The sequence below is a fragment of the Sporolactobacillus sp. BBK16-2 genome (assembly GCF_059878335.1).
The window spans coordinates 1,558,839-1,584,689 of record NZ_CM187611.1 but is presented as its reverse complement, the minus strand read 5'-3'; the positions used below and the strand labels follow the sequence as shown (position 1 = coordinate 1,584,689).

General features: G+C 43.6%; 23 protein-coding genes. All 23 read right to left on the bottom strand.

Features of this window, described 5'->3' with window-relative positions; genetic code table 11:
* Positions 1–218 precede the first annotated feature (218 nt).
* Positions 219–1,454: a M16 family metallopeptidase gene (locus AC6F33_RS07975; protein WP_480947437.1), complete on the bottom strand. Its 1,236-nt coding sequence runs from the start codon at positions 1,452–1,454 to the stop codon at positions 219–221.
* Positions 1,455–1,698: 244 nt separating this feature from the next.
* Positions 1,699–3,840 (bottom strand): polyribonucleotide nucleotidyltransferase, encoded by a 2,142-nt coding sequence (gene pnp / locus AC6F33_RS07970; RefSeq protein WP_255746348.1) that lies wholly within the window; start codon positions 3,838–3,840, stop codon positions 1,699–1,701.
* A 118-nt stretch (positions 3,841–3,958) separates the two neighbouring features.
* Entirely contained in the window at positions 3,959–4,228 is a 270-nt protein-coding gene (rpsO, locus tag AC6F33_RS07965) for a 30S ribosomal protein S15 (protein WP_255746346.1), read from the bottom strand.
* A gap of 159 nt (positions 4,229–4,387) precedes the next feature.
* The gene (locus tag AC6F33_RS07960; protein WP_255746344.1) at positions 4,388–5,332 is read right to left on the bottom strand and encodes a bifunctional riboflavin kinase/FAD synthetase; all 945 of its coding nucleotides are present in this window, start codon (positions 5,330–5,332) and stop codon (positions 4,388–4,390) included.
* 46 nt (positions 5,333–5,378) lie between these two features.
* Complete coding sequence (truB, locus tag AC6F33_RS07955) at positions 5,379–6,299, bottom strand: tRNA pseudouridine(55) synthase TruB (protein WP_500778087.1); 921 nt, start codon at positions 6,297–6,299, stop codon at positions 5,379–5,381.
* Between the two features lie 72 nt (positions 6,300–6,371).
* Positions 6,372–6,719 carry a 30S ribosome-binding factor RbfA gene (gene rbfA / locus AC6F33_RS07950; protein WP_255746339.1) on the bottom strand — a complete coding sequence of 116 codons (348 nt, stop codon included), beginning with the start codon at positions 6,717–6,719 and terminating at the stop codon, positions 6,372–6,374.
* Positions 6,720–6,735: 16 nt separating this feature from the next.
* Positions 6,736–7,017, bottom strand: coding sequence for a DUF503 domain-containing protein (locus AC6F33_RS07945; RefSeq protein WP_255746337.1), 282 nt, complete (start codon positions 7,015–7,017; stop codon positions 6,736–6,738).
* Positions 7,014–9,278 (bottom strand): translation initiation factor IF-2, encoded by a 2,265-nt coding sequence (gene infB, locus AC6F33_RS07940; RefSeq protein WP_255746334.1) that lies wholly within the window; start codon positions 9,276–9,278, stop codon positions 7,014–7,016. The genes AC6F33_RS07945 and infB overlap by 4 nt, the downstream gene beginning before the upstream one ends.
* A gap of 4 nt (positions 9,279–9,282) precedes the next feature.
* On the bottom strand, positions 9,283–9,600 hold the full coding sequence (locus tag AC6F33_RS07935) for a YlxQ family RNA-binding protein (RefSeq protein ID WP_255746331.1): 318 nt from the start codon (positions 9,598–9,600) through the stop codon (positions 9,283–9,285).
* On the bottom strand, positions 9,590–9,874 hold the full coding sequence (gene rnpM / locus AC6F33_RS07930; RefSeq protein ID WP_255746328.1) for an RNase P modulator RnpM: 285 nt from the start codon (positions 9,872–9,874) through the stop codon (positions 9,590–9,592). Before rnpM ends, AC6F33_RS07935 begins: the two co-directional genes overlap by 11 nt.
* A 13-nt stretch (positions 9,875–9,887) precedes the next feature.
* Positions 9,888–11,033 carry a transcription termination factor NusA gene (gene nusA / locus AC6F33_RS07925; RefSeq protein WP_255746326.1) on the bottom strand — a complete coding sequence of 382 codons (1,146 nt, stop codon included), beginning with the start codon at positions 11,031–11,033 and terminating at the stop codon, positions 9,888–9,890.
* 32 nt (positions 11,034–11,065) lie between these two features.
* Positions 11,066–11,539 (bottom strand): ribosome maturation factor RimP, encoded by a 474-nt coding sequence (rimP, locus tag AC6F33_RS07920; protein WP_255746323.1) that lies wholly within the window; start codon positions 11,537–11,539, stop codon positions 11,066–11,068.
* 121 nt (positions 11,540–11,660) lie between these two features.
* Complete coding sequence (locus tag AC6F33_RS07915) at positions 11,661–15,971, bottom strand: PolC-type DNA polymerase III (protein ID WP_480947440.1); 4,311 nt, start codon at positions 15,969–15,971, stop codon at positions 11,661–11,663.
* A gap of 118 nt (positions 15,972–16,089) precedes the next feature.
* Positions 16,090–17,733, bottom strand: coding sequence for a proline--tRNA ligase (locus tag AC6F33_RS07910; protein ID WP_500778086.1), 1,644 nt, complete (start codon positions 17,731–17,733; stop codon positions 16,090–16,092).
* 49 nt (positions 17,734–17,782) lie between these two features.
* Positions 17,783–19,045, bottom strand: coding sequence for an RIP metalloprotease RseP (gene rseP, locus AC6F33_RS07905; protein ID WP_255746315.1), 1,263 nt, complete (start codon positions 19,043–19,045; stop codon positions 17,783–17,785).
* A gap of 20 nt (positions 19,046–19,065) precedes the next feature.
* Positions 19,066–20,214, bottom strand: a complete 1,149-nt coding sequence (locus AC6F33_RS07900) for a 1-deoxy-D-xylulose-5-phosphate reductoisomerase (protein WP_255746313.1) — start codon at positions 20,212–20,214, stop codon at positions 19,066–19,068.
* 12 nt (positions 20,215–20,226) lie between these two features.
* Positions 20,227–21,018, bottom strand: a complete 792-nt coding sequence (locus AC6F33_RS07895; RefSeq protein ID WP_255746311.1) for a phosphatidate cytidylyltransferase — start codon at positions 21,016–21,018, stop codon at positions 20,227–20,229.
* Positions 21,015–21,797 (bottom strand): undecaprenyl pyrophosphate synthase, encoded by a 783-nt coding sequence (uppS, locus tag AC6F33_RS07890; RefSeq protein ID WP_255746309.1) that lies wholly within the window; start codon positions 21,795–21,797, stop codon positions 21,015–21,017. Before uppS ends, AC6F33_RS07895 begins: the two co-directional genes overlap by 4 nt.
* 106 nt (positions 21,798–21,903) lie before the next feature.
* Positions 21,904–22,464 carry a ribosome recycling factor gene (gene frr / locus AC6F33_RS07885; protein WP_255746307.1) on the bottom strand — a complete coding sequence of 187 codons (561 nt, stop codon included), beginning with the start codon at positions 22,462–22,464 and terminating at the stop codon, positions 21,904–21,906.
* A gap of 3 nt (positions 22,465–22,467) precedes the next feature.
* On the bottom strand, positions 22,468–23,193 hold the full coding sequence (gene pyrH / locus AC6F33_RS07880) for a UMP kinase (RefSeq protein ID WP_480948250.1): 726 nt from the start codon (positions 23,191–23,193) through the stop codon (positions 22,468–22,470).
* Between the two features lie 160 nt (positions 23,194–23,353).
* On the bottom strand, positions 23,354–24,235 hold the full coding sequence (gene tsf, locus AC6F33_RS07875; RefSeq protein ID WP_255746304.1) for a translation elongation factor Ts: 882 nt from the start codon (positions 24,233–24,235) through the stop codon (positions 23,354–23,356).
* 93 nt (positions 24,236–24,328) lie between these two features.
* Positions 24,329–25,084 (bottom strand): 30S ribosomal protein S2, encoded by a 756-nt coding sequence (gene rpsB, locus AC6F33_RS07870; protein ID WP_255746303.1) that lies wholly within the window; start codon positions 25,082–25,084, stop codon positions 24,329–24,331.
* Between the two features lie 149 nt (positions 25,085–25,233).
* Positions 25,234–25,833 carry a hypothetical protein gene (locus AC6F33_RS07865; RefSeq protein ID WP_255746301.1) on the bottom strand — a complete coding sequence of 200 codons (600 nt, stop codon included), beginning with the start codon at positions 25,831–25,833 and terminating at the stop codon, positions 25,234–25,236.
* Positions 25,834–25,851: the final 18 nt, after the last annotated feature.

Genomic DNA, 25,851 nt, shown 5'->3' with positions numbered 1-25,851 from the left:
CGGCTATTTCCCTCCGTTTTTCGTGCATAGCCGTTTTTTCTTCCAACACTTTATGGTATGACAAAGACCCGGTAGTGTGAAATTCTTGGGCACGCGAAAAAGGTTCGGAATCGTTTGATTCCGAACCTGAAAGAGTCTAGATCATTTTGCGTATTCGATTACTGGACCGTGTGTTGATCAGCAATAAATATAGAGTAAGCTTAATGTATTAAAAGGACTTAAAGTGCCACGGGCAAGTCACCTGTCGGACTGACCACGGAACAGGAGTATGGTTTCTCAAATACTTCTTGTGCCACGCGATGCACATCACCTAACGTAACCGCATCAATTAATGCAATGGTTTCGTCAATGGATCGCTCTCTACCGAGAATGAGTTCATTCTTAGCATTTCTGCCCATCCTGCCGTTTGTACTTTCCAATCCGAAAATCAGGTTGCCCTTAATTTGTGCCTTACTGCTCTCAAGTTCCTTATCTGAAATACCATGATCCGTCAAACGATGAATGGATTCAAGTATTGTTTTCCCCAAATCTTCAATTTGATTTGCGCCAGTTCCTCCGTAAATGGTGAGCAGGCCGCTGTCTTTGAACGCAGTATGGAATGAAAAAACAGAATAAGCAAGTCCGCGTTCCTCGCGCACTTCTTGAAAAAGTCTGCTGCTCATACCGCCTCCAAGTGTGTTGTTCATAACCATCAGAGGTGCCATCGAACGATCACGACTGCTGTATCCCGAGAATCCGAGACAGATATGTGCCTGCTCCGTTTCCTTTTTGCGTGCAATTTTGCCGGGATTGAACGACGGTGCCGGTTGGCGCTCATCCGCATCTGGTATTTCATATAATGAAAAAATATCTTCGATTTCATTGAGAAATTCTACAGGCACATTGCCCGCCACTGAGATCACAATATTGTCAGGTGTGTAATGCATTTGCATATGAGCTCTTAAATCATCCGGTCCGAAATCAGATAACGTCTTTTGTGTACCGAGAATCGGATACCCGAGCGGATGATGAGCAAAACTCGTTGCACTGAGCAGATCGTGAACCAAATCATCCGGCGTATCCTCATACATTTTGATTTCTTCACCGATCACTTGTTTTTCTTTTTCCATATCGTCTTTATCAAAACGAGAATGGAAGAACATATCCGCAAGCACACGCATCGCGTAGCCTGCGTCTTTGTCCATCACTTTCGCGTAGTAACATGTGCTTTCTTTCGAGGTGAACGCATTCACCTGACCGCCGATTTTGTCGAACGCTTCGGCAATTTCACGTGAGTTTCGCGTCTGGGTACCTTTAAACAACATATGCTCAATAAAGTGCGAGATACCATTATTCGATTCATTTTCATATCTGGATCCTGTTCCAACCCATATGCCGATACTTACCGAGCGCACAGTAGGAATATTCTCCAGCAATAGACGCACACCGTTTGACAATTTCTTTTTAATAACCACTAACTAATCCCCCTGTAACCTTATCAATCCGCTAATCTATTATTTTATACTACTATATCACGATGAAAATAAGCAGACAAATAGATTCGACTTTTTCCAACATTAGGTGTTTATTTCCAAACTGATGAGTTCATAAATAAAATTATATGATTGAAAATCTGAAAAATACATCAATGAGAGAATCTGCCTGTTTTTCGGCAAAAAAAAAAAGACAGGTAATCCTGTCATGCCAAAAAATGATAAGTTACGGCTGTGTCGTGCTTTTTACCTGTTCTGCAGCTTCTTTTTTTTGTTCAAGTAATACTTTGCGTGAGAGTTTAACACGACCCTGACGGTCGACATCAATCACCTTTACGCGAAGTTCATCGCCAACTTTAACTACATCTTCAACGTTTCCCACACGATTTGTATCGAGTTCGGATATATGAACGAGCCCGTCTGTATGACCAAATAGCGAAACGAAAGCTCCAAATTTTTCAATTCGTTTCACCTTACCGACAAAGATGTCACCTACATGTGCGACACGCACCAAGTCTTCGATGATTTCTTTTGCCTTTTTCCCATTTTCCTCGCTAATCGAAAAAATCATGATTGACCCGTCTTGTTCAATATCAATTTTAACGCCGGTCTGATCAATAATCTTATTAATCATTTTTCCGCTTGGACCGATAACATCCCTTATTTTATCAGGATTAATGGTCATTTTAATCAGTTTGGGAGCAAAAGCTGCCAAGTGTTCGCGCGGAGCAGCTATAGTTTCCAAAATGGTCGCCATAATTTTCATGCGTCCCTCTCTTGCCTGCTCCAGCGCTTTGCTCAAAATGTCACGTGTCACACCGGAAATTTTAATATCCATCTGCAAAGCGGTAACACCTTTTTCTGTTCCCGCACATTTAAAGTCCATATCGCCAAGAGAGTCTTCCATACCCTGAATATCTGTAAGAATAACCACGTCATCGCCATGCTTTACGAGTCCCATTGCAATCCCTGCGACTGGTGCTTTGATTGGAACACCGGCATCCATTAATGCCAAAGTACTTCCGCAAATACTTGCCTGTGAGGATGATCCGTTTGATTCAAGCACTTCAGAGACGCACCGGATCATATAAGGAAAGTCCTGCTCGTCGGGAATGACCGGAGCAAGAGCCCGTTCTCCGAGCGCTCCGTGGCCGATCTCTCTTCGTCCTGGTGAGCGTGATGCCCTGGCTTCACCTGTACTGAATCCCGGAAAATTATAGTGATGGATGAAGCGTTTCGTCTCTCCTGCTTCGAAATCATCCAAAGTTTGCGCCTCTCCAAGCGGGGCAAGTGTGCACACACTCAATGCCTGTGTCTGTCCGCGCGTAAATAATCCTGATCCATGAGCACGTGGAAGCAGTCCGACGCGTGCTGAAAGCGGTCTGATCTCGTCAATTGCGCGCCCATCCGGTCGCAGGTGTTCCACAACAATCATTCGTCGAACCGCTTCTTTGAGAACCGTATGTAAAACGTCTTCAACAAGTTCTAAATCAACCGGAACTTCCGCATCCCCATTCTCGGCTTCGAAAATAGAAATAATCGACGTATTCACTGCTCGAATAGCAGCATCTCGCGCTTGCTTTTCTTCTGTACGCATCGCCTGATTTAGTCGATCCCCTACCATGGAACGAATGCGCTTTTCCAAATCATCTGCTGCTTTATAGAGTTTGACGTCCATCTTTTCTTTGCCGTTCTCAGCAACAATGTGTTCTTCGAATGCAATTATATTTTTGATTTGTTCGTGTGCAAACAAAATGGCGTCGAGCATCGTTTCCTCGGGAATCTGATCTGCCCCGGCCTCCACCATATTAATGGCAGCTTTCGTTCCGGCAACGGTCAAATGCAAATCGCTCTTTTTTGCTTGTTCAACAGTTGGGTTAACAATAAATTCGCCGTCTACCCTACCGATAATTACACCGGCAATCGGTCCGTCAAATGGTACGTTTGAAAGTGAAAGTGCCAAAGACGAACCAAGCATCGCAGCCATCTGCGCGCTGCAGTCCAGATCTAAACTAAGCACCATGTTTCCAATCAGCACCTCATTCCTGAACCCTTCAGGAAACAGCGGTCGAAGCGGACGATCAATCATACGGGCGGAAAGAGTTGCCATATCACTCGGCCGTCCCTCTCTTTTTATAAATCCACCCGGTATCTTTCCCACAGCATATGTACGTTCATCATAATTTACCGTCAGCGGAAAAAATGATCCTTCTTTAGGTTCTTTTGATGCGGTGACCGTGGATAGAATGACTGTATCCCCGTAATAAACAAGAGCTGCACCATTTGCTTGTTTTGCAACTTCTCCGATTTCAACGCGCAGAGGCCGACCTGCCCAATCAAACGAATACACTTTTTTACCGGTTTGCATTATCGTAACACCTCTTTCCCCATCCTTATCGCGCGTACCCAGATTATTCTTTCAATCGGATTGTTTGCGCAATTTCTCTTATATAAAAAAGCGGGAATGCTCCCGCTTTTTGACTTACTTATCGGCGCAGGCCCAATTTAGTGATGAGCTCGCGATATCTCTTGACATCATTTTCACGAAGGTATGTGAGAAGGTTACGGCGTTTGCCGACCATTTTCAGAAGGCCTCGGCGTGAATGATGATCTTTCTTATGCTGCTTCAAGTGATCGTTTAACGCGTTGATTTGCTTCGTCAGTACAGCGATCTGTACTTCGGGTGAACCCGTATCGTTTTCATGAGTTGCGAACTCGTGAATCAGGTTCGTTTTTTCTTCTTTTGATAATGCCACTTATGTTCACCTCCTGAACTCGAATCCCCGCATGCATCGCTGTCGCCGGTGGAGCAAACAGCCAAGCAAGGGTTCTTGTACGATTAAATCGTACTGGTTAATAATACATGTTTACAACCTGTATTTCAAGCGAAACTGAAACAAAATAAATAAAAGACGTTATTTAGACAAAAAATAGTTACGTGTATCTTCCTTATCTGTCTCCATTTGTTCAATCAAAGCTTCAGCACTGTCAAACTTTAATTCAGGCCTCAAACGTTTATACCAATTGATTCCCACTTTTTCATCATAAAGATTACCTTTGAAGTCGAGCACATAGACTTCAACAGTTTTTACTGCCTCATCTTTTTTGTAGAAAGTGGGACGGAGACCGACACTGCAAACGCCATTCAATGGTTCATTGTCTACGATCAATTGTACCGCATAAACCCCGTTTGGCGGCAAAAGAAACGCCTCGTCTTCGTCAACATTAGCAGTTGGAAAACCTAAAGTGCGTCCGCGCTGGTCGCCATGGACCACAATTCCGGTTGTTCGATATGGATGATCCAACAATTTCGCAGCTTCCTCCAAATTTCCCTGCTCAATTAAAGAGCGAATATGGGTTGTGCTGATTTTAGCTCCGAACAATTCAACCTTAGGAACCATTGAATAACTAAACATACTTCTAGAGAATTCACCGATATTGCTCATGTTCCCCATCGCTTTTCGGCCGAACGTGAAATCATATCCTGCGACTACATGCTTGGCATGTAGTCGAATCAAGTATTCATCAACAAAATTCTGCGGCGACAATTGACTAAGACTGCGATCAAATTTAACAAAATAAAGAATATCCACGCCTAGCTCTTCTATCAGTTCAGCTTTCATTCCGTTAGGAGTCAATTCAGTGTCTCTTTTTGATTCCGGACTCAGTACAACGGACGGATGGGGGTAGAACGTCATGACCGCTGCTTCCAGACCTTTTTCTGCAGCAATCTTGACAGCCGTTTTAATCACCTTTTGATGACCAAGATGCACCCCGTCAAAATACCCTAACGCGATCACTTTCTCTTGATTGTCCATTTCTTCAATAAAAGGCCGACCGTCTAAAAAAACGCGCTCCATAATAAGCACCTTCAATTCTTGTAAACTCATACTTTGATCGGTATATTCATACCATCGCGTCGTTTGCAAGCACTTTATCGGGCTTAATCATGCCCGGTTTTTCCGGATGCAAACGATAGATTGCCAGACATTCATTCTGCTCATTGAAAACAGCATGCGGGCCCTCTCCAAAATCGGCAGGTGCCTTCAGCACCGCACCGTGAGCAATCTTTGCGGACAGTTTTTCATCAACGACCCAGCGGTTCATTAGGCTCAATCCATGCTCTAGCGGTCTCAATGCTTCGTTAAACTTTTTTCCCTCAAGCAGTTGTTCAATTTGCTCAAACGTTAAACAATCATCGATCGAAAATGGTCCGGCTTGACTACGTGTCATCCGATGCAAATGCGCAGGATAACCCAATTTCTCACCAACAGCAACAGCCAAGGTTCGAATATAGGTTCCTTTGCTGCTCATTACTTTAAATGGAAGATCTGTTGAAAACGATGCCTCTTCGCTGTCCACTTCAAACTGATAAATGGTCACTTTTCGAACAGGCGGTGTTACGTCAATACCCGCACGCGCATATTCATACAACTTTTTGCCATTTACTTTTACCGCACTGTACATCGGTGCAGATTGCTCAATCTCACCAAGAAAAGAGTGCATGACTTGTTCGATCTCAGTCCTATCAAAGCGTCTTTCTACTGGCCTATGTGCAATAACATCGCCGCTTGCATCCTCCGTTGTGGTCGAAGTACCTAATCGGATCACGCCTTGATACGCCTTGCTGAAATCTAATAAATATTGAGCAATTTTTGTTGCTCTGCCAAGACATAGAACTAAAACACCGTCGACCTCAGGATCAAGCGTTCCTGTATGACCTATTTTTCGAAACCCCAGCATTTTCCTTAACCGAAAGACACAGTCATGAGAAGTCATGCCCCTCGGTTTGAAGAGAGGCAACAAGCCGTTGTACTCTGGCATCATTTTTCCTCCCAAATCACGTGCCCTTCAAACACTAAAAACATCGTGGTTGAAAGGCACGTTTATAAACATTTGTTAATCTTTATGATGCAATTTATTAATCAATTGATCGATGTGACTGCCATATTCCACAGACTCGTCAACCTTAAAAGAAATTTCCGGCGTTTTACGCAAGCGGATTCGCTTCCCGATTTCTGTCCGAACAAAACCTTTCGCTTTGTTCAAGCCTTCGAGAGATGCTTTCTTTTTCTCATCATCGCCGAATATACTGATGTAAACCGTCGCTTCTTGAAGATCGCCTGTCACATCAACTCCGGTTACAGTCACGAAACCAACACGCGGGTCTTTAATTCTGTTGCCGATAATATCAGTCATTTCCTTTTTCATCTGTTCGGCGACGCGATGAACCCTTAAATTGGCCATGGAGTCAGCCTCCTTTTTAGAACCATTCGTAAATTGTATTCGTTCGCTCTATTTCTGTTTTGAAATCAATTAATGAAAGCGCACGTGCCAATTCACGCTCAACAGCTGTCTTCGAAGTTCCGATACAAGCAAAGGCAAGCTCTGTGCGTTGCCATGTATCCTGAAAATCCACTTCGCTGGCTGAAAGATTATGTCCGTTTACTGCTTTTCTCAAAATGCTCTGAATAACCGAACGTTTTTCCTTCAACGAGTGCGCACTGAAGAGCATGCATTCACAACGTACAATGCCGACGATCACTTAGGCTTGACCTCTTCCATTACATAGGCTTCCATTGTGTCGCCTTCCTTGATGTCATTGAAGTTTTCCAATGTTACGCCGCATTCAAAACCGGCTTTAACTTCTTTAGCGTCATCTTTAAATCGTTTCAATGTGTCGACATGACCTTCATAAATAACGACACCGTTGCGCACAAGCCGAATGCCTGCATCGCGGGAAATCAAGCCGTCGGTAACATAGCAACCGGCAATGGTACCGATTTTGGATACTTTGAAAGTCGTACGGACTTCCAGCTGACCGACAACTTTTTCCTTAAATTCAGGATCAAGCATTCCTTTCATAGCGGCTTCCATTTCATCAATAGCATCATAAATAACACGGTATAAGCGAATGTCCACTTTTTCTTCTTCAGCAACTTTTTGAGCATGATTATCCGGACGAACATTGAACCCGATGATAATTGCGTTAGAAGCTGATGCAAGAATAATATCCGATTCGCTGATTCCGCCGGCACCGGCATGTATAATATTCACTTTTACTCCGTCGACATCGATCTTCTTTAACGAACCGGACAGAGCTTCGACGGATCCTTGTACATCTGCTTTAATAACAAGATTAATTTCCTTCATTTCGCCTTCCTTGATCTTTTCGAACAGATCGTCGAGGCTTACTTTGCTTGTTGTTTCCTTTCGCTCTGTGATGAGCGCACGTTCTGCACGAATTTCTCCGATTTGACGTGCCTTCTTCTCATCATCAAATACAATAAATTGATCGCCGGCTTGCGGTACATTATTCAATCCTGTAATTTCAACAGGAGTTGACGGCGTTGCTTTTTTCACGCGCCTGCCAATATCATTGACCATCGCACGTACACGTCCGTATGTGTTTCCGACAACAATAGGATCGCCGATATGAAGCGAACCATTTTGGACGAGCAAAGTCGCAACCGGCCCTTTTCCCTTATCCAATTCAGCCTCAATGACTGCCCCTCTTGCTGATTTATCAGGATTCGCTTTAAATTCCTCAACTTCTGCAACGAGCAGGATCATTTCAAGCAGATCATCAATCCCCGTACCCTTTTTAGCAGAAATTTTCACAAAAATGGTATCTCCGCCCCAATCTTCAGGAATAAGACCTTGATCGGAGAGTTCCTGCATGACGTGATCAGGATTTGCATTTGGCTTATCAATCTTATTAACCGCGACAATAATCGGAACTTTTGCTGCACGTGCGTGATGAATGGCCTCTATTGTTTGAGGCATCACTCCGTCATCCGCAGCAACAACCAATACCGTGATATCTGTAATTTCCGCTCCACGTGCACGCATCGTAGTAAATGCGGCATGGCCAGGTGTGTCAAGGAAAGTGATTTTTTTGCCGTTATGCATGACTTGATAGGCACCGATATGCTGTGTAATACCGCCTGCTTCGCCTGCGGTTACTTTCGTATGACGGATCGAATCGAGCAGGGTTGTTTTCCCATGATCGACGTGACCCATAATTGTGACAACAGGCGGGCGGATAATTGCGGTTTTTTCATCGATTTCAAGTCCGTCATCTTCAAAACTTGCTTCATCGATAATAACCTCTTCTTCAACCGCAACACCGTAATCGCTGGCAAGGAGTTCGATCGTATCCTTGTCCAAGTCTTGATTTTTCGTTGCCATGACACCAAGGGCCATCAATTTTTTAATAATATCAGTGGACGGCCGTCCCAGCTTCTCAGCAAATTGACCGACAGTTAGAGATCCGGACAACGTAATTTTTTCCGGCAATTTGATTTCAAGGCGTTGACGATTGGCTTGCTGAGCTCCGCCTTTACGCCTGTTATTCCGAAATCTGTTCCCGTTTCGTCGTCCACCGCCATAGTTATTATTGTTGTTGCTATTGCCGTTTCCCCCGAAACGATTGCGCTCATTATTATTACGGTTGCTGCCAGCAGATTTTTGATTACTGCCGGCTCCGTTAGGCCGTCCGTTCACCGGTCTTGAACTTTTATCCTTGTTCCTGAATGTCGACTCTGTCTGGCTTGGCTTCTTTTCTTTTGTTTTTGTTTGATTCACTGGACCCTCTGCTTTGTTTTTATTCGGTTTCGCAGTCACTTTCTGTGCAGAAGAAACTGCGCCTCCGTTCATTTTTCGATTCAACTGATTCATTGCATTTTCTGCAATAATAGACATATGACTCTTAACGTCAAATCCCAATTCTTCTAATTTCGATATAATAACCTTGCTCGATACATGATGTTCTTTAGCATATTCATATACGCGCATTTTACTCATATATTCACCCCCGTGTTGATGGTCCGATCCTTTCGATCAGCCGGCCTGCGAAACCACTGTCCGTGACCGCTATGATCACGCGCGAAGGCTGACCGATCGCTTGGCCGAGCACCTCTCTATCCGGTACGGTCAAAAGCGGAACATGATAGTAGCTGCACTTATTTCCAATTGTCTTTTTAGTTCGCTCAGAAGCATCGGCCGATAAAAGCACCGCCTCAGCCTTGTTTTGGCGAATCAAACGCAGAACGGTTTCCTCTCCGGAGCTTACTTTTCCCGCCCTCTGTGCGAGTCCCAGAAATTGCATCCATTCTTTATTGGACATCGGCCGTATGTGTCTCCAAATAGTCAAGCATTTCATCAAAAACATGTTCAGGCACAGGAACGCCTAATTGCCTGGAGAGCAGGTTTTTATTTTTCGCTTTCTGAACACATTCTGTTTTTTTGGAGAGGTATGCGCCACGTCCGTTTTTCTTCCCCGTCAAATCAAGAGATACTTCTCCCTCAGGAGAACGAACGATACGGAAAAGGCCTTTTTTTTCGGTTGATTCCTGGCAGGCAATGCACTTTCGCAACGGAATCTTTCGCTGTTTCGGCATTGAAATAGCCTCCTTAGCCTTGCTCGTTTTCAGGTGAATCCTCAGAATCCGCAGATGTATCAATCAAGTCTTCAGACTGAACTTCGCCGGTCTCTGAAACAGTTTCATCATCAAAGAGACCGATCTCTTCTGCTTCGGACTCACTCTTTATGTCAATTTTCCATCCGGTCAATTTTGCTGCCAAACGGGCATTCTGTCCACGTTTGCCAATGGCAAGCGAAAGCTGATAATCAGGAACAACGACCGTTGTCGCCTTTTCCTTTTCATCTACAATCACTTTTACCACTTTTGAAGGACTCAGTGCATTCGCGACATACGTTACCGGATCTTCTGACCAGCGAACAATATCAATTTTTTCGCCTTTCAGTTCATTAACAATGGTTTGTACGCGAGCACCTTTCTGCCCAACACATGCACCGACAGCATCCACTGCAGGATCCGCTGCATGTACTGCAATTTTCGAGCGATCGCCAGCTTCTCGAGAGATTGATTTAATTTCAACTGTTCCATCATAAATTTCCGGAACTTCCAATTCAAATAAACGCTTAAGCAGACCCGGATGAGTCCGAGACACCGTAATCATCGGTCCTTTTTTCGCGTCTTCTACCTTCGTCAGGTAGACTTTGATGCGGTCGTGCGGATGATAGGTTTCATTCGGCATTTGTTCTGTCTGTGGAAGCAGCGCTTCAACACGACCCAAATCGACGTAAATAAATCGATGATCGATTCTTTGAACAATTCCCGTCATAATATCATCTTCACGATCAATAAATTCAGAAAAAATCACGCCGCGCTCAGCTTCTCGCACGCGCTGAGTGACGACCTGTTTTGCTGTTTGTGCAGCAATACGCCCAAAATTGCGCGGGGTCACTTCAATCTCTACAGTATCGCCGACTTGATAATGAGGATTCAAGCCTTTTGCCTGCTCTAGTGAAATTTGCAGGTTATTGTTCTCAACTGCCTCAACGATTTCTTTTCGGGCATATACCTTGATCTGTCCCAAACCCTCATTAATATCCACCCGCACATTCTGCGCCTGATCAAAATTTCGTTTATACGCGGAAATAAGTGCAGCTTCTAAAGCATCCAGCAGAACTTCTTTGCTGATCCCTTTATCTTTTTCCAGTGCGGTGAGCGCTTCTAATAAATCACTGCTCATTTTGTTCTCCCCTTTTTCTCGGCAGTTCTATACTAAAAAATGATCGCAAGTCTGCTGCTCGCAATCTTGTCAAAGGGAAGAGTTACATGATTCACTCTCGTTTTGTTCTTGATTGCGAGTACAACATAATCCTTGTTCACTTCAGTCAGGTTGCCCTCGAATACTTTGGCACCATCAATAGGTTCATAGGTGGTCAGATGGACATCTTTTCCCACAGCTTTCTCGAAGTCTCCGAACTTCTTCAACGGGCGTTCTGCACCTGGTGAAGACACTTCAAGAAAGTAAGCTTCTTTTATCGGATCTTTCTCATCGAGAACTTCACTCAGTTTTTCGCTGACAGCCGCACACGTATCCAGATCGACGCCGCCTTGAGGAGTATCAATAAAAACGCGCAAAAAACGGTTTTTGCCCTCTTTGACGTACTCGATATCAACGAGTTCCAGATTCATTTCGCGCAAAATCGGGGAAATCAAGTCATCTGTCATCTTCGCAACAACGCTAGCCATTTTCAGCCTCCTTTTGAAAATGAAAGAGTGGGAATTTCCCACTCTTTGCAGACGAACTATTTCCAGTATTTCCATAAACACTATATCATACCCATCTGCTCAAGGCAAGAAAACCATAATGTCAGAACAGAGACAGCTGGTTCGCATCCGGCATACCTTCCAAACAGCCTTGACCATCAAGAAATTCAAGAACTGTCTTCGATATTTTCGCTCTTCTCTGCAAGTCCTCTTTCGACAAAAACTCTCCGTCTTCTCGTGCTTTGGCGATCGCTTTTGCAGCGTTCGTACCGACGCCCGGAATCGCATTAAAAGGTGGAATGAGTGTATCTCCTTCGACAAGAAAACGCGTCGCATCTGAACGGTATAGATCAACTGATTGAAAACTGAGTCCGCGTTCACACATTTCCAGTGCAACTTCCAGGACGGTTAACAAGCTCTTCTCTTTAGGAAGCACGTCATTGCCCTTTTTCTCAATTTCATCCATCTTGAGTCGAATCGCATCAGATCCGCGCTTCATAACATCCACGTCAAAATCATCAGCCCGAACAGTGAAATAGGTTGCATAGAATAAGACAGGATAATGTACCTTAAAATAGGAAATCCGGATTGCCATTAAAACATAAGCGGTCGCATGCGCCTTTGGAAACATGTATTTGATCTTAAGACATGAATCCATATACCAGCTTGGTACGTTATTCTCCTTCATTTCGTCTATCCATTCATCATTTAGTCCTTTGCCCTTTCGCACGGACTCCATGATTTTGAATGCATGCGACGGTTCAAGTCCCTGGTGCATCAAATCAATCATGATATCATCACGACAGGAAATAACGTCACGAAGGACGCAAGTTCCGTCTTCAATTAGTACTTGAGCATTGCCCAGCCATACATCGGTTCCGTGTGACAAACCTGAGATCTGGACTAGTTCGGCGAAAGTCGTCGGCTTAGTGTCCTCAAGCATCTGGCGCACAAATCGTGTGCCGAATTCCGGAATGCCGAGCGTTCCTGTCTTACAGCGAATTTGTTCACCAGTAACACCAAGCGATTCAGTTGTACTAAAAATCTTCATGACTTCCTTATCATCCGTCGGTATGGTCTTTGGATCAATGCCGCTCAAATCCTGAAGCATACGAATCACGGTCGGATCGTCGTGTCCGAGAATGTCAAGTTTCAGTATATTATCGTGAATCGAATGAAAATCGAAGTGCGTTGTTTTCCATTCTGCTGTCTTATCATCCGCTGGAAATTGAACAGGTGTAAAATCGAAAATTTCCATATCACGCGGAACAACGACGATTCCGCCGGGGTGCTGACCGGTTGTGCGTTTTGCTCCTGTGCAGCCTGCCGCGAGTCTGTCACGTTCTGCACCTCTGAAGCTTGCACCAGTATCTTCTTCATAACCCTTGACATAACCGTAAGCCGTTTTATCGGCAATGGTACCAATTGTACCGGCACGGAATACTTTGTCCTCACCAAAAAGTACCTTTGTGTAGTTATGTGCAACGGGTTGATAATCACCTGAAAAGTTCAAATCAATATCGGGCACTTTGTCACCCTTAAATCCGAGAAACGTTTCAAAAGGTATATCATGGCCTTCTTTTGTCATTGCCGTGCCGCATTCAGGACACGCCTTATCCGGCAAATCAAAACCGCAGGCAACTGAGCCGTCTGTGAAAAATTCAACATGATGACATGACGGACACAGGTAATGCGGCGGCAGCGGATTGACCTCAGTAATCTCCAGCATCGTCGCAACAAGCGACGATCCGACGGATCCTCGTGATCCAACCAGATAGCCGTCGGAAAGCGATTTTTTCACAAGCTTGTGCGCAATGAGATAAATGACTGAAAAACCGTGACCAATAATGCTTTTCAGTTCTTTATTCAGCCGCTTTTCCATGAGTTCCGGAAGGTGTTCTCCGTAAAGCGCATGTGCTCGGCTATACGTTTTTTCTTTAACTTCATCTTCAGCACCGTCGATGGTCGGCGTATAAAGTTTATCTTTGACAGGCAACACATCTTCAATTTGATCAGCAATCGCGTTTGGATTGTCCACAACAACCTGTTCGGCCTTCTCTTCTCCTAAGAAACTCATGCAGTCGAGCATTTCATCCGTTGTCCGAAAATGTACATCCGGCTGAGTTTGACGATTAAGCGGATTGGCAGCTTGGGAAGTGATCAGGATCTTCCGGTAAATCTTATCATGCTCATCAAGATAGTGTACATCACCTGTTGCAACAACCGGCTTGTTCATTTTTTCGCCAAGTTTCACCAATTTAATCATGACATCTTTAAGTGCAAGTTCATCGCGAACAATGCCCTTTTCAACAAGGTGCTGATAGTTGGACGGAGGCTGAATCTCGATATAATCATAGAATTCTGCGACCTTCTCGGCAAGTTCAGCTGACTTCTGCATCATCGTCTCGAACAACTCACCTTTGTCACAACCTGATCCGATGAGCAATCCTTCACGGTATTTGCTTAACACGGAACGCGGAATTCTTGGTACTCGAAAGAAGTATTTAACGTGTGCAATTGATATTAATTTGTACAAATTTTTAAGTCCCGTCTGATTCTTCACAAGCAGAATGATGTGAGAAGGACGGATGCGATCCATGTTTCCCTTACCTAGATTATCATTAAGCTGATCATGATAGATCATTCCTTTTTCAGCAGCATCCTTCAACATCTTCCAGGCAAGATAGCCTGTTGCCTCTGTATCATAAATCGCACGGTGGTGATGGGTCAGTTCGATGTTGAAAGCCTTACATAACGTATCCAGTTTATGATTTTTAAACTCAGGGTAAAGAAAGCGCCCAAGTTCAAGAGTGTCAATGACCGGATTATCCGCCTTTTCATGTCCTAATTTTTGGTAGGCAGTATTCAGGAATCCCATATCAAAAGTAGCATTATGTGCAACAAGAATTGCATCTCCGGCAAACGCTTTGAATTCTTCAACCACTTGATCCGCATCAGGGGCATCCGCTAACATCTGATCTGTAATACTGGTCAACTCAATAATTTTCTGCGGTAGTGGATGATGCGGGTTAGCAAATTGATCAAATTTCTCCAATACCTCGCCATTTTTTATTTTAACGGCCGCAAGTTCAATAATTGTGTCGTAGACTGCGGATAAACCTGTCGTTTCCACGTCAAATACAACGTATGTATCATCTGAGAGAAGGCGATGTGCCATGTTATAAGCAATCGGCACACCGTCATCGATCAGGTTTGCTTCAACTCCGTATATTATCTTTATACCGTTCTTTTGTCCGGCAGAATAGGCTTCTGGATAAGATTGAGCAACACCATGGTCCGTAATGGCAATAGCGCGATGTCCCCACTGCTTCGCGCGTTTGATTAATGCTGAAGCAGTAACTACGGCATCCATTTGGCTCATCACAGTATGTGCATGCAATTCCACACGCTTATGTCCTTCCGGTGCCGTGTCTTCTTTTTTATTTGGCGTAATTTCTTCAATATCATTTGCGATCATGACCAAGTCTCTGACAAAGCTGTCATTTTGCACACCGCCGCGCACTTTAACCCACATACCTTTTTGCATAGTGCCAAATTTTGCCGCGTCCTCTTTGTCTCGCGAAAAAACCTTGACCATAAGCGAATCAGTATAATCGGTTACTTTAAAAAGGAGTAAAGTACGACCGCTCCGCAATTCTCGAATTTCCGAATCAAAGACATAGCCTTGAATGGTTATTCTGCGCTCCTCATCCTGAATTGTTTCTATGGACACAGGCTCATCACGAATATCATAGCCAATTTTAAACGGCCCTGAATCAACACCGCCTGATGTATCCTCTGCATCCTTTTTCTTTTGCCGTTCAACCATCGCTTCTACTACTTTTTGCTGATCTTCAGCCTCACGTTGTTTAACAAATGTATCAAAAGCTTTTGAACGATCTTCAGAATTTATTTTTATATCCAGCGAAATTGGAGGGAATCCAAAAACGCGAATTTTTTCATTTAGTGCCTTGGGTATTTTTCGTTTTAGCAGTCCCGCTTCCGTTTCACTGTTTGCAGCAAAGATAAGTTGGCGGTCATGAAGTTCAGGCTGTTGCCTGCACAAGCACATCTTTAATGCAGGAAACTCCTGACTCAGCTGCTGACTGATCGGCTTCCAATAATCAGCAAAGTTCGGATCAGCACCCTCAGATTTTCGTGACTGAATGGTGAAAGTGACATTGGGAACAACGGTTTGAAAATGCTTTTGAAGATTGGCTGCCAGCCATTCATACACCTGGTATGGCAGAATATCATCAAGCTGAAATTCAAAATGCCATCGCTTCTCTGTGCGAAATACCGAGAGTTTCTCAATTTCACCCTGTTCAAAGTAGCGATCAATCCATTCCTGTGGCGTTTCAATATGATTAAGGAGCATTGCAAAGCGCTCCGTTTTGGATGTTGCGTCGGACATCGTCCCAACTCCTTTCTCTATAATTCTACTAAAACATTCAAGAGATTGCTATTGACGAACCGTTACTTCCTAATTGAATAAAAAAAGGAGCGCAGACGGCTCCTTAGAATTTCAAAAATTAATCGAGTGTTTGCAGCAAGTTGCTAATTGCTGATGGCAACTCGCTGACCGGCGTCTCGACACGTTCTTTTTCCCTGCGTGAAGCAAGTTCAATGATGTTTTCAGACGCCTTTTTCCCAACAATCACCTGAGCCGGGCAGCCAATCAGTTCACTATCGGCAAATTTAACACCGGGACGTTCTTTCCGATCATCCCAAAGTACATCATAGCCCTGATTAATAAGCTGCTGATACAGGTCATCGGATAACTTAAACTGTTCATCATTTTTCGGATTGACTGTAATCAAATGAATAGTAAACGGTGCTAATGATTTCGGCCAAATCATTCCGTTATCATCATGATATTGTTCACATACAGCCGAAAGTGTCCTGGAAACACCAATTCCATAGCAACCCATAATAAGTGGTTTCGCCTTACCATTGGCATCTAAATATGTTGCGTTCATGGCTTCAGAATATTTTGTCCCGAGTTTGAACACTTGACCAATTTCAATGCCTCGTGCAAATTTGATATTGCCTTGTCCGTCTGGTGACGGATCACCTTCTTTAATGAAACGCAAATCACCATACTGCTGAATTGCCAAGTCACGATCAGGATCAAGATGAAAATAAGTCGTATTCTCAGCTGCATTGTAAAATACAGTAGAAGACAGATGTTTTAGCGCATTATCTGCGAAAATAAGAACACCTTTTTCAGGATTGATTGCGTCCGGATCTACCTCTTCAAGCGGTTCAATCAAATCCGTGTTAAGCACATTTTTAACTTTGACATCATTGATTTCATCTTCAGCTTTTATGAATACAACGACTGTCTCCGTTCGAGTTTTAAACCAATGTGCAGCAATCTTAATCTCTCCGTCAATTTCTTGATTTCCGTCAACTTTTTCTAGGGGCAATGAATCGCTTTTTTCAGATGCATCCGTGTCAAGCACCTCAGCCATTTCTAAATTAGCCGCATAATCGGAGTTGTCGGAATAAGCAATCGTGTCTTCGCCAATATCGGCAAGCGCCTGAAATTCATGCGTATCCTTACCACCGATCGCCCCGGAATCTGCCAATACCGCACGGAATTTCAATCCGCACCGTTCAAAGATTCTGCAATACGCGTGATACATATCCCAATAAGCCTTGTCCAAGCTTTCTGCAGAATCATGGAATGTATAGGCATCCTTCATGATAAATTCGCGCCCACGGAGCAGGCCGAAACGTGGTCTCTTTTCATCCCGAAATTTCGTTTGAATTTGATACACATTCATAGGTAATTTCTTATAGGAATTGAGGAAATCGCGAACTAAACTCGTAATCAACTCTTCGCCTGTCGCACCTAGTGCAAAATAGCGACCGTGGCGGTCTTTAAGTCTCATTAATTCAGGACCGTATACATCCCATCGTCCTGTTTCATGCCATAATTCTGCGGGCTGCATGGCCGGCATTAATAATTCTTGAGAACCTGCACCGTCCATCTCCTCGCGAATAATGGTTTCAATTTTTTTAATAATTTTATAACCGAGCGGTAAATAAGAATAAATGCCTGCCGCATTCTGACGAATAAAGCCTCCACGAAGCAGAAGCCGATGGCTCGCAGATTCAGCGTCAGCCGGTGTCTCCTTCATCGTAGGAATGAACATCTGGCTTTGTTTCATTAATGACCACCTCAAATCGTTGAAATCATTTCTTTGTTCCATCAATTATCTAACGCGTAAAAAGGTTCTGCAGATCATTCCAAGTCACAAGCAGCATCAACAGCATGAGAAATGCAAATCCGATAAAATGAACCAGTGCTTCTTTTTGAGGCTCAACAGGCTTGCCGCGCAGAGCTTCTACAATAAGAAACAAAAGTCGACCGCCATCAAGAGCAGGAAGCGGAAGCAGGTTGATGACAGCTAAATTCACGCTGAGAAAAGCAGTCCAGTTTAACACAAAAAACAAGCCCTGTGATACTACTTCACCTGTTGCGTGATAAATGCCAACAGGTCCCGCAAGATTATTCAAATTGAAACCACCGGTAACCAGCATCTTCAAACCGGCAAATTCCATTTTAATCCAATAATAGGTTTGTGTGAAACCGGCTCCGACCGATTCGATAAAGGAATGGTGCGTCGGTTGGTAGACACCTATAACACCTTCCGCCTTGCCATTCTCACCCTTGCGCTGCCCGGTAATCAGATCAATTTGCTTCTGCTGCCCATCACGTTTAATCGTAATATTTATTTTTTCTTTAGGATGTTTACTTACATAGCTAACGATATTTTCCCAGCTGTTTGTCTGTTTTCCGTCGATCTTTATAATATGGTCACCTGCCATCAGGCCAGACTTCTCAGCAGGATAACCTTGGATCACTTTGCCAAGCTGCGGCGTATCAGAAGGGACTCCTTGAATGCTGAAATAAATAACAAAGATAACAACCGCTAAAATCAGATTCATAAAAGGGCCGGCAAAAATAGTTAAAAAACGAGCCAGCAGAGGTTGCGAAGCGAATTGGCGGTCGCGCGGCGCAATTTGAAATTCTTGATTATCGGATACATAGGTCGCATCTCGCTCAATAGCGTAACGGGCGATCGGTCCCTCTTCTTCTTCATAGCCAGTGAGACAAAGTTCATTTTCCAAATCGCAATGTTCAACAGTAATGAAACGAGCATCCGGATATTTTTCAAGATGATCGCACACGATCCGTGATACACGGTTGTGTTCATTCAAGAAAAAGGCAATATGCTGTCCGGGCTTAATTTCTATTTTTTCCGGATCCTCACCCGCCATACGCACATAGCCACCGATTGGAAGCAGCCTCAATGTATAAACTGTTTCGCCCTTTTTGATCGCAAATAATTTCGGGCCGAAACCGATCGCGTATTCTCGGCACATAATACCGGAGCGTTTAGCGACGATCAAATGCCCGAATTCATGAATTGAGACGAGCAGTCCGAAAATGATAATAACGATAATCAAAGTTTCCACGAGCGAGACACCTCTGCCTTTTAATTTATTTGATTCATGACATAAGCTCGGGTTTCCTTATCAACAGCCTCAATAGTCCTTAAATCAGGTGCTTTAATAAGTTGATGGTGCCCAAGTGCCTGTTCAACATAGCGTTCAATATCAAGAAACGCAATTTTTTCCGACAGAAATGCTTGAACCGCAACTTCATTTGCTGCATTTAATACAGTTGGCATCGAACCCCCGGCTTTGCCAGCTTGATAAGCTAATGATACACATGGAAAACGTTGCATGTCCATTTTTTGAAAATGCAAACTGCCGATTTCACATAAATTCAGTGTTCTCGTTTGCTTGAGTGCCAGCCGAGAAGGATAGGTAAGTGCATATTGAATCGGAACGAGCATACTGGGGCATCCTAGCTGCGCAATGACACTATGATCAGCATATTCAACTAACGAGTGAACAATACTCTCCCGGTGAATAACCGTATCAATTTTTTCATAGGGCAGATCAAACAGCCAATGCGCTTCAATTACTTCTAAACCTTTATTCATCATGGTAGCCGAATCAATTGTGATCTTTGCACCCATTGACCAGTTTGGGTGATTAAGAGCATCTTTAACCGTAACTCCAGCAAGTTCATCGCGATTCTTGTCTCTGAAACTGCCGCCAGACGCGGTAATGATTATGCGTGACACAGCTGAGCGGTCTTGACCCTGCATGGATTGAAAAATTGCCGAATGCTCACTGTCAAGCGTGAGGATACGCACACCAGAATCTTTTGCCCGTTTCATCACGATATGCCCTGCCGTAACCAGCGTTTCCTTGTTCGCAAGACCAATGGTTTTCCCTGCTTCGATCGCAGCAAGTGTGGGTTCAAGTCCCACACTTCCGAGCACAGCATTAACCAAAAAATCTGCCTCCGAGAAAACTGCCACTTCAATCATTCCCTCAATACCATAAACAAGTTTGATCCCATCGTCGAGTTGGATCCGCAATTTATCTGCAACTTGCTTATCCTTAACCGATACTAATTGAGGTTTGAATTCATGAATAATCGGCAGTGCTGCATCAATATTCTGACCGAATGCCAATGCGGCAACTGAAAATTGATCCGAGTGTTCACGAACAACCCTTAAAGTTTGAATGCCAACTGATCCCGTTGCCCCTAGCAAGCTGATTTTCTTCAAAATGCGACCCCCTTATCCGATGAATCCCAATACATATAATAATGGAAGTACAAAGATTAAACTGTCAAATCGATCCAACAGACCGCCGTGTCCTGGTAGGATTGTACCCGAATCTTTTACACCATAAAACCGTTTAATCGCAGATTCCACCAAATCCCCAAGCTGTCCAAATACTGAAATGAGTAAAGCAACCATAAACAGCATCGGCCATGACCCAAATAAAGGATACCCGATAATCAGCTGAAACAGTGCTGCGACAACTAAAGCCGCGATTATAGCCCCAATTGAGCCTTCTCGCGTTTTGTTTGGGCTGATATACGGTGCAAGTTTATTTTTGCCCAGCTTGCGCCCCACAAAGTAGGCTCCGCTGTCCGTAGTCCAAATAATGATTTGAACAAAAAATACAAGAGCGAGGCTGTCAAGCCGAATGCGAACAAGTAATTGGAAAGGGATGCTTATGTAAAAAACAGCAAGAAACAGATAAGCAGAGTGTGCAAATGAAAAACGATTTTTAGTCACGACATTTAAACTTACAAGCAGAAGAACCAAAAGCACAACCAGCTTTGGCCAAATCGAATGAAAGATGAGCGGAGATATCCACTCACCGCTGACAATGATTGCAACCGCTAATGCACCGATAAGGACCTCCGGCGAATAGGCAGGCATTTTATTCATTTCAGCAAGTTCAAGATAACTAATTACTGCTATGGCCGCTGCAAGAAGGGCAAAAGGAACGGAGCCGATCCACAGTAAAGCTAGATAGAAGGCACCTGCCAAAATACCTGTAATAACTCTCTGTTTCAATCGTTTTCGCTTCCTTCCTTTAAGCCGCCATATCTGCGCTGTCTCGTTGCAAAAACATGCACAGCTTCTTGCAGACTGCGTTCGTTAAAATCAGGCCAAAATTCTTCTGAAAAGTAGAGTTCAGTATAGGCAAGCTGCCAAAGCATAAAATTGCTTAGCCTGATCTCTCCTCCAGTACGAATCAACAGATCAGGATCCGGCAGGGCAGGGCTCATCATATGTTCTGCAATCTTCTGTTCGGTTACATCTTCAAGACTGAGATGATGGTTGCTCACTTCTTGAATAATATCCTGCACGGCATGAACAATCTCAGCATGGCTGCCATAATTAAGTGCAAAGTTCAAGATTAAACCAGTGTTGTCTTTTGTACGCTCAATTGCACTTTTAATCGCGTGCAGCGTATATGTCGGAAGGCGTGACAAATCACCCATTGCCTGAACTTGAACATTTTGTTCTACTAATTCAGTCAAATAGGTATTTAAAAATTGTTGTGGCAGTTTCATCAAAAATTCTACTTCCGCTTTTGGCCGTTTCCAATTTTCCGTTGAAAAAGCAAAAAGGGTGAGAACCTTTACGCCAAGCCGATCTGCCTCTCTTGTAACTCTTTTTATCGTTTTCATTGCTTCGCGATGTCCGGCAATTCTTGGCAGTCCTCTTTTTTTTGCCCAACGCCCGTTTCCGTCCATAATAATTGCAACGTGCTCCGGCATTCTGCCAGATTCCTTCACATGCTGCGGACTCTCCGTTTTTTCCCTATGTAAGGAAAATTTCTCAAACATTGATTTTCCCCCATTACTGATACTGAACATCCAGAGCGCAGTTTATTTGAAAACAAACAATGTACCTTGGAATAGTGTATGGTGTCAGTTTGGCTTATTTCTTACCTTAAATGTCCATCATTTCTTTTTCTTTTTCTGTTGCAACTTGATCAATCGTCTTGATGGTGTCATTGGTCAACTTTTGAACATCATCTTCAGCTTCTCTGACATCATCTTTTGTTAGTTCATTATTTTTTGCCATTTTTTTAATTTGATCATTTGCATCGCGTCGAACGTTGCGAATGGCAATCTTGGCTTCTTCAGCCATTTTGCGTACAAGTTTCACAAGTTCCGCGCGCCTTTCTTCAGTCAACGGAGGAATAGCAATTCTGATCACATTGCCGTCATTTGTCGGCGTAATACCGAGATCAGATTTCATGATTCCTTTTTCAATATTTGCCAATGCCGTACGATCATATGGCTGCACAAGCAGCAAACGTGCTTCAGGAACTGTAATTGACGCCACTTGATTCAAAGGTGTCTCAGCTCCGTAATATTCAACAGTTACTTTATTGAGCAATGACGGATTCGCCCTGCCTGCGCGAACTGTAACCAATTCACGTTGAAATGCCTTAACAGCTTTTTCCATACGTTCTTCTGCATTTTTAAATAGTTCCGATTGAGCCATTAATTATCGCCCCTTTACGACTGTGCCGATGTCTTCTCCCAAAACGGCACGCTTAATATTTCCTTCTTCAGAAAGTGAAAAGACAATCAAAGGAATATCGTTATCCATACTTAGTGAAGAAGCGGTAGAATCCATAACCTGCAGTCCTTCATTAAGAACACGCAAGTATGAAATTTCTTTATATTTTTTTGCAGTTTTATCAACTTTAGGATCAGCAGAGTAAACGCCGTCCACGTTATTTTTCGCCATCAAAATCACATCAGCTTCAATTTCTGCAGCACGCAGAGCAGCAGTTGTGTCTGTAGAGAAATAAGGATTGCCCGTACCAGCAGCAAAGATAACGACACGTCCCTTTTCCAAGTGACGAATCGCTCTTCTGCGAATATACGGTTCTGCTACTTGTCTCATTTCAATAGATGTTTGAACACGTGTTTCCACCCCGATACCTTCAAGGCAATCTTGGAGAGCGAGCGCATTGAGGACGGTAGCCAGCATGCCCATATAATCCGCCTGTGCGCGATCCATGCCCATTTCACTGCCTGCCTTGCCTCTCCAAATGTTTCCGGCGCCGCAAACGATGGCTACTTCAACACCCAATTCGACAACGTCTTTGACTTGCTTAGTAATCGAACGGATTATGCTCGGTTCAATACCAAATCCGTTTGCACCTGCCAGCGCTTCTCCACTTAGTTTTAAAATGACCCGCTTATATCTCGCCTTTTCCGGCATCTTCATTGCACCTCTCATTGGATAATTTTAAAAAAAGGGGCACGTAACCCGTGCCCCATTGTAATCCCTTGCTCTGTTTCATCGGGTGTTGAAAACCGCAAAACGGTTATTTGACGGTTGCTATAGATATCGTCGTTCAACAGTCACCTTACAGGCGCAATTATTGTTTCATTTGTGCTTTTACTTCATCAACAAAGTTATCTTCTTTTTTCTCGATCCCTTCGCCTACTTCATAACGTACAAAGGCAAGGACGTCGGCATTTTTGCTCTTCAGATATTCCTTTACAGTGACGTCACCGTCTTTAACAAACGGTTGATCAACAAGGCAAATTTCCTTGAAGAATTTTTTGATTCTGCCGACAACCATTTTTTCCACGATATTTGCCGGTTTTCCTTCGCCAAGCGCTTCTTGTGTCAGCACTTCTTTTTCATGGGCAACAACATCAGCAGGAATTTCATCTTCCTTAAGATATTGTGGGCGAATGGCTGCCACATGCATGGCGATGTCTTTTGCAACGGCTTCATCAGCGCCTGCAACCTTTGTCAAGGCCGCGATGCGTCCGCCCATATGCAGATAGGAGCCGAATACTTCAGCATCAGTCTTTTCCACAATTGAAAAGCGGCGCAAAGAAATTTTTTCACCAATTTTAGAAATCGCAGCCGTAATCGTATCGGCTACCGTTTCACCTGCTGCCGTCTTCTGAGTAAGTGCCTCTTCTACAGTAGCAGGTTCATTGTCAAGCAGATGCTGAGCAAGCACATCAATAAGTGCCTTAAACTCTGCGTTTTTCGCAACAAAGTCCGTTTCAGAGTTCACTTCAAGAGCAACGGCTTTATTGCCGTCTATTTTGATTTCTGCCAAGCCTTCAGCAGCGATACGTCCGGATTTCTTTGCAGCCTTAGCCATGCCTTTTTCGCGAAGCACATCGATCGCTTTCTTAATGTCGCCTTCTGCATCAGCAAGCGCACGTTTGCAATCCATAATTCCTGCGCCTGTCAGTTCACGTAATTCTTTTACTTGTTTTGCACTAATTGCAGCCAATGAGAGTCCTCCTTTTTTGTCTTCCCTAAGTTTTCGTGAAAAGAGTGATAAAGGGCTAGCCCCTTATCACCCCACTAAATGCTTTAACTTTAATTATTCTGCTTTAACAGGTTCCTCAGCAGCAGCTTCAGCCGGCACTGGTTGAGCAGCGGCTTCTTCTGTTTCTTCGCCTTGGTTTGCTTCCAAAACTGCGTCTGCCATCTTACCGGTCAGCAGTTTCACAGCACGGATCGCGTCATCATTTCCTGGGATGATAACGTCGATTTCATCTGGATCGCAGTTTGTATCAACAATTGCGATGATCGGAATATTCAATTTATGTGCTTCAGCAATCGCAATGCGCTCTTTGCGCGGATCAATGACAAACAGTGCCTGCGGAATACTCTCCATATTCTTGATACCGCCCAAGAATTTTTCAAGACGAGCCCATTCTTTCTTTAATCCAACGACTTCTTTCTTTGGCAGCACATCAAAAGTGCCGTCTGCTTCCATTTTTTCAATATCTTTCAGACGTCTGATTCTCTTGCGAATCGTTTCAAAGTTAGTAAGTGTTCCGCCTAACCAGCGTTGATTTACAAAGAATTGACCTGAACGTTCCGCTTCAGCCTTAACAGAATCCTGAGCTTGTTTTTTTGTGCCGACGAACAGAATCTTTCCTCCGTCAGCAGCAATATCTCTAACGAAATTATAGGCTTCTTCAACTTTCTTAACCGTTTTCTGCAAGTCAATGATGTAGATACCGTTTCTTTCCGTAAAAATATACGGCTTCATTTTCGGGTTCCAGCGGCGTGTCTGATGACCGAAATGCACACCGGATTCAAGTAATTGTTTCATTGAAATAACTGACATGAAAAAAATTCCTCCTAATATGGTTTTATTCCTCCGTCTGCATCATTTTCGTGTGCGGCTGAATCGCTTCAGCACCCGCGCATAAATCAACAGACGTGTGTGATTGACACCAAACGTAACTATACCATACTCTAAACAACATAGCAAGATTAGGATTGAACTTTTCCTTGCAATTTAAGCAGCAGTTCGATCTCGCCGGTTCCACGATTCATTTCTTTAGCAATTTCCGTATTTGAATAGCCTTTATTTTTTAATTTCATTGCTTTCAGATACGGAGATTCTTCTACTTGGTCCTTAATATCCTCGATCGGGGGCATCCATCCTTCGTTACTTTGCTCAAGATTAACAGATGGGTCTGTTTTTTTGCTCGTTGATTCCCTCATGGATTGCACCAATTCAGCATTATTTAGCGTTTTGGCAAAAGATTGATCTGATCCTTCTGTATCAGATTCTTTCTGTTTCGACGCAGCTGTTTTCGCTCTTGAATTTGTTTTTCTTGTACGCTTAGTTTTAGATACGCTTGCTTGTTCAGCAGCATGTTTCGTTAGCAGTGCCCTTACTTCTGAAAGAAATTGCTCATTTTCCACGCGAACTGCCTCAATGTGCTCGGCAAAGGTTTTTTTGGCTTCTTCAATGTTTTGCGACGACAGGTCTTGCTGCAGAATTCTGATTCTTTGATAGAGATGCAAAATGAGATATAGAGCTAAAAGCAGTAAAACAAAATTAAGTGTTACCCAAAAAGCTGTCAATGCATTCACCTCACATTA